This window comes from Bacillus sp. JJ783 (genome assembly GCF_036963225.1).
In the GTDB taxonomy this organism is placed as follows: Bacteria; Bacillota; Bacilli; order Bacillales; family Bacillaceae_G; genus Bacillus_A; species Bacillus_A cereus_U.
Map to the genome: position 1 here is coordinate 1 of NZ_JBALMG010000094.1, position 4,931 is coordinate 4,931.

The window sequence follows — 4,931 nt, forward strand, 5'->3', positions numbered from 1 at the left end:
TCTAACTATAATTTATAGATATTTATTACTCTCCAACGTACTGAAGATCTCCTGATTTATGTAATGCGGCTGTTACTTCATCACCGAAATTATTTAAAGAGAATGTTTGCTCTTCTATCGGATCCATTCCTGTAGCTTCACCTATCTTGCCGTCTTGAAGTTCCCAGAAATAGTTATGTTCTTCTACGATTTTACTAAAATCTCTATTTACCCATCTTTCAGTGATTGCTAATAGTTCTTCTTTGTTCTTAAAATCATTTTGGTTTAGAATGCTTCTTACTTTTCCTGCATTCTTTTTAGACATAGGAGTTGCTCCCCGTCCGTCATTCACTTTTACTTTTTGATGAGTCATGCTATGCATAGCTGAAATAACTTCTTCTTCAGTAGAATTTTTAGTGATGTGAAGTTGTGCATTTGAACCTTCAATTTCTGCTTCATTCGATGGTGGTGCTTCTTTATAATCAGACTCTGCAAAAGCATGCTTCTCACTACCCATTGGTACTTCAGCAAACTGTAACATTCCATAAGTCATACCAGCTGCAAGTACTATTACCCCTATGATAGATCCTAGCCAATACGTTAACTTCTTGTCCATATTCACTTCCTCTAGCTACATTTTAATATTCCATATAAATAATATTATATCAAATTACCTTTTTATGGATATACCATTTTACCACGTTAAGTTATATTGTTCATCGAGAAATATGATTCAAATCTATATTTTGCTAGATATTTAATTACGACTAACTCCTAATTTCGATTCAACTTCAGTTAGATTAGCTAATGCGTTAATTAGTTTTTGATCGGAAAGTTTAATGGATTTTTGAGCTTCCTCCATTCTTTCTTTCAACGGAGCGATACCTTTCATCCCTTGAGTTACAGCTCTTCCAGCATTACTTCTATAATTCGTTGCTAGTCCAAACTCTACTCTAAATTTTTCGATTTTTTCTTTTAATACAGGATCGCTTAGTTTCGCACCATCTTTAAATACTGTATTTTTATTGGACAGTTCATCGTATCTATTTGTAACTGCCTCCATTTTCTCTTTTAAAGCGTTCTGATCGACAGATGCAGGGTCTTTACTTGCTTCGCCCCAAATAGGTCGCCATTCTTGATTCCATATCTCATCATATTCTTTTATCATGGAATCAATTTTTGGTTTAAGCTCATTTTCATATGTACTTTTATCAGTATTTACAGCTGTTTTTTGTTGCTCTTGTTTTTTCTTATCTTCATCTTGTTTGCGTTGTTCTTCAACCTTTTTTTGTTCATCAGCTTTCTTTTGATCTTCCTCGTTTTTCTTTTTAGTTTCATCTTGTTTTGCTTCAGTAGCAGTTACTTTTACGTCTTTCTTTTTTCCTTGTTCTGGCTTAGGTGAAAGTGAAGCAAAAACTATAAATAGTACGAAACAAGATATTGCCGAGATAACCAGTTTCTTTTTCTCTTTCTTTTTAATAGCAGCTATAACTAGCATTACGATAAAAATAATGAATGCTAAGAGGCATAGCAACATTAATCCTTGCATAATAAACCCTCTTTTCTGTTATTTCTTAACTTACAGATAAACAAATGTAAGATTTCCTGCACAAGCATAACAGAAACAGTTACAACTATTTTGTCATATTATGTCGAAAGTAAATAAAAAAAGAGAGCCGTAGTCCTTATTAATGTTATTTTTTCACCTGAGGATGCCAATTTTCTTGTTTGGGGGTATTTGCTTTTNNGTATAAACGTGAAAAAACTCCTAACAAATTTTGTTAGGAGTTTTTTAAAATACATGATATTTTATTTGTCAATATTTCTTCAATCTTCATTATTGATTTCTATTGTGCCTGTTCTAGCACTAACCTTTAAAATATTTAACAGATTATCAGGTGTCTTGATTTCCAATTCATATTCAAATTTAGATTGTGCTAAGTTGTCATCTTCTAATTCGAATTCTTTTTTCACATTAATAATTTCTCCATTTGTATGAGCTAAAGAAATTTCACGAACTTGTTTCTCTGTGTAGTTTTCATTCTTTTTTGCATAATTGTAACCCATACCATAATATCCACCAACAATAGCAATACCACTTACTAAAATAGCAATTACACTTATAATTATTTTCTTTTTATGTTTTAACATTTTCATCCACTCCTTAATGATTAATCATCTATTCCAAATCTTACTTCAAGTGCATTTTCTGCTTGCTCTAATTGATCTTCAAGTATATCTTGTTCTCTTTCTTGTATTTGATATTGTTCAACAGTTATCGTTCCAGCATGATAATCTGCTTCTAGCTGATCATCAGATAGATCTATCTTGTCATCTAATTGGTCAATTTCTTTTTTACTGCTAAGTACGTATTTAAGCTTTCTTCTTTTGCTCCAACTGGTTTCGTGTTATTTGCCTTTTCAACAATAGATGTGACTTCGTTTTTGAAATCTTGTGTTTGCTTAGTATCATTCATAGCAGGCCCTGTTTCGTGTGGTTCTTGTTGTAGTTGAGCACCTTCCTTTTGTGATTTATCATTTTCTACTTTCAGTTGTTGCACTTCTGTATCGTTATCAGCTTGAGTAGAACAAGCTGTTAAAAATAAACAAGACATTGCTCCAATCATCATCCATTTTCCCATTATGTTCTCCTCCCTTTACATGTGCACCTTATCCATGTCTTTATATTACTGAACAAACATTAAAGGAAGATTAATGTGCAAAAAATAAAATGATATAATTAAATAGTTTCTAATCTTTCTTTAATGTTTTGGAATTATAGTGATACATATAAATAAGAAGAAAAGGAGAATGTTAATGCGAGTTCTTATTGTCGAAGATGAACAAGACTTACAAAATATATTGGTAAAACGATTAAATGCAGAATATTATAGTGTCGATGGATGTGGGAATGGAGAAGATGCTTTGGATTATATAAGCATGGCTACCTACGATTTGATTGTGCTTGACATTATGATTCCCGGAATAGATGGTTTACAAGTATTACAAAGATTACGCGCGGACAATAATACAACTCCTGTCTTGCTTCTTACAGCTAAAGATACAATCGATGATCGCGTAACAGGACTCGACTTAGGTGCGGACGATTATTTAGTAAAGCCGTTTGCTTTTGACGAACTGTTAGCAAGAATTCGAGTGTTGATGCGAAGAAAAACAGGAAATACATCTAATGTGTTTGAAATCGCTGACCTAGTGGTGGATTGCAATATGCATAAAGTAACAAGGGGAGATCGAGTTATCAATCTTTCCAGTAAAGAATTTGCTATTTTAGAATATATGATTCGTAATAAAGAAGTTGTGTTGACACGGGATAAAATTGAGCAACATGTATGGAATTACGACTATGAAGGTGGCTCGAATATTATTGATGTTTACGTCCGATACCTTCGTAAAAAAATTGATAGCCAGTTTGAAACGAAGGTAATTCATACAGTACGAGGCACTGGTTACGTATTGCGAGTAGAATCATGAAAAGACTATCAATAAAAATGAGAGTGACCCTGTGGTATACGGGGCTAATTGTAATTATTATGGCACTCGTGTTAGCTTTTATTTTAACTTCTTCAGATAAAGTTTTGCTGTTTAATATGAAAGGTCAATTGAAGAGCACAGTAAAAGAAAGCATTGAAGATATCGAATATAAGCATGGACAGTTAAAGATTGACGATGAATTTGAAGCCTTAGAAGATGGAGTAAATATCATCATTTATAGTAAACAAGGTGAGCTGCTGGCAGGACATAGTCCAACAGGATTTAATAAAAAGGTATCGCTTAAATCCGATGAAATACAAACCATTAAAGACGGTAATAAAGAATGGATTGTATATGATTTTCTCCATAATGTAGGCGGCGATGAGCAAGTCTGGGTTCGTGGAATAATGACCATGAATCAATTATCATCAACCATGAATACGCTTATTGTGGTAACACTCATCTCATTTCCATTACTTATTCTCATTGCGGCAGTGGGAGGATATTTTATTACGCAAAGAGCGTTTCGACCTGTGCAACAAATGAGTGATTCAGCTAGTAAAATTGGTGACGGTAAAGACCTTTCGAAGAGAATTAATTTACAAGGTTCATCGAAAGACGAAATGTATCATTTAGCACAAACCTTTGACAAAATGTTTGTGCGATTGGAGACATCATTCGAAAGTGAAAAACAATTTACATCTGACGCATCTCATGAATTAAGAACACCAACATCTGTTATTATTTCGCAATGCGAATACGCTTTATCGCAGAGGAATAATCCGAAAGAAATGGAAGAATCGTTAGAAGTAATTTTAAGGCAATCACGTAAAATGTCCGCGTTAATCTCGCAACTCTTATTATTAGCAAGAGTTGACCAAGAAAAGCATAATACTTTTCAATTTGAATGTATCAATATGAGTGAATTAACGGAAATCGTTGTAGAAGAGCTTTCATTAATGGTTCAAGAAGCTTCGATTAATATAACAACTAATATAGAGGAAGACTTGTTTATTAAAGCAGATCAAACATTGATGATGCGTTTATTAATGAATTTACTAACGAATGCGATTGCTTACAGCAAAGCGAACGGTACTGTGAATATGCAACTGTTCTGTGATGAAACCAACATAATAGGTAAAGTCTCCGATAATGGCATAGGCATCAGCGAGCAACATATTGCGAAAATATGGGACCGCTTCTATCGAGTTGACGCAGCACGAACATCTTCAAACAATGGAAACACAGGTTTAGGATTGTCGATGGTAAAATGGATTATAGAACTACACGGAGGAGAAATTACCGTTGAAAGTGAATTAGGAGAAGGCAGTACTTTTACATTTAAACTACCAATTGAAAAACGAGCATAATGTATGCTCGTCTGTAGCTTCAGAATAAAGATTGATTAAAAAGCTCTCTTCACTCCTTATTTAAAAGTAATTACAAAAACTCCATTTTGAA

At 33.5% G+C, this 4,931-nt stretch carries 5 protein-coding genes and 1 pseudogene; 2 read left to right on the top strand and 4 right to left on the bottom strand.

Annotated features, from left to right (window positions below; genetic code table 11):
* Positions 1 to 25: 25 nt before the first annotated feature.
* The 4 genes and pseudogenes from V7038_RS19655 to V7038_RS19670 all read right to left on the bottom strand — a co-directional run bounded on the left by V7038_RS19655 (position 26) and on the right by V7038_RS19670 (position 2,620).
* Positions 26 to 595 carry a PRK06770 family protein gene (locus V7038_RS19655; protein ID WP_335695524.1) on the bottom strand — a complete coding sequence of 190 codons (570 nt, stop codon included), beginning with the start codon at positions 593 to 595 and terminating at the stop codon, positions 26 to 28.
* A 141-nt stretch (positions 596 to 736) separates the two neighbouring features.
* Entirely contained in the window at positions 737 to 1,528 is a 792-nt protein-coding gene (locus tag V7038_RS19660; protein WP_002110674.1) for a hypothetical protein, read from the bottom strand.
* Positions 1,529 to 1,806: 278 nt separating this feature from the next.
* Complete coding sequence (locus V7038_RS19665; protein WP_002110675.1) at positions 1,807 to 2,130, bottom strand: PepSY domain-containing protein; 324 nt, start codon at positions 2,128 to 2,130, stop codon at positions 1,807 to 1,809.
* A 20-nt stretch (positions 2,131 to 2,150) separates the two neighbouring features.
* A pseudogene (locus V7038_RS19670) lies at positions 2,151 to 2,620 on the bottom strand (hypothetical protein).
* A gap of 175 nt (positions 2,621 to 2,795) precedes the next feature.
* Between V7038_RS19670 and V7038_RS19675 the strand changes: the two are divergent.
* Together V7038_RS19675 and V7038_RS19680 are read left to right on the top strand one after the other, a co-directional pair.
* Entirely contained in the window at positions 2,796 to 3,470 is a 675-nt protein-coding gene (locus tag V7038_RS19675) for a response regulator (RefSeq protein WP_199693084.1), read from the top strand.
* Positions 3,467 to 4,840, top strand: a complete 1,374-nt coding sequence (locus V7038_RS19680) for a sensor histidine kinase (RefSeq protein WP_335695525.1) — start codon at positions 3,467 to 3,469, stop codon at positions 4,838 to 4,840. Before V7038_RS19675 ends, V7038_RS19680 begins: the two co-directional genes overlap by 4 nt.
* Positions 4,841 to 4,931 lie beyond the last annotated feature (91 nt).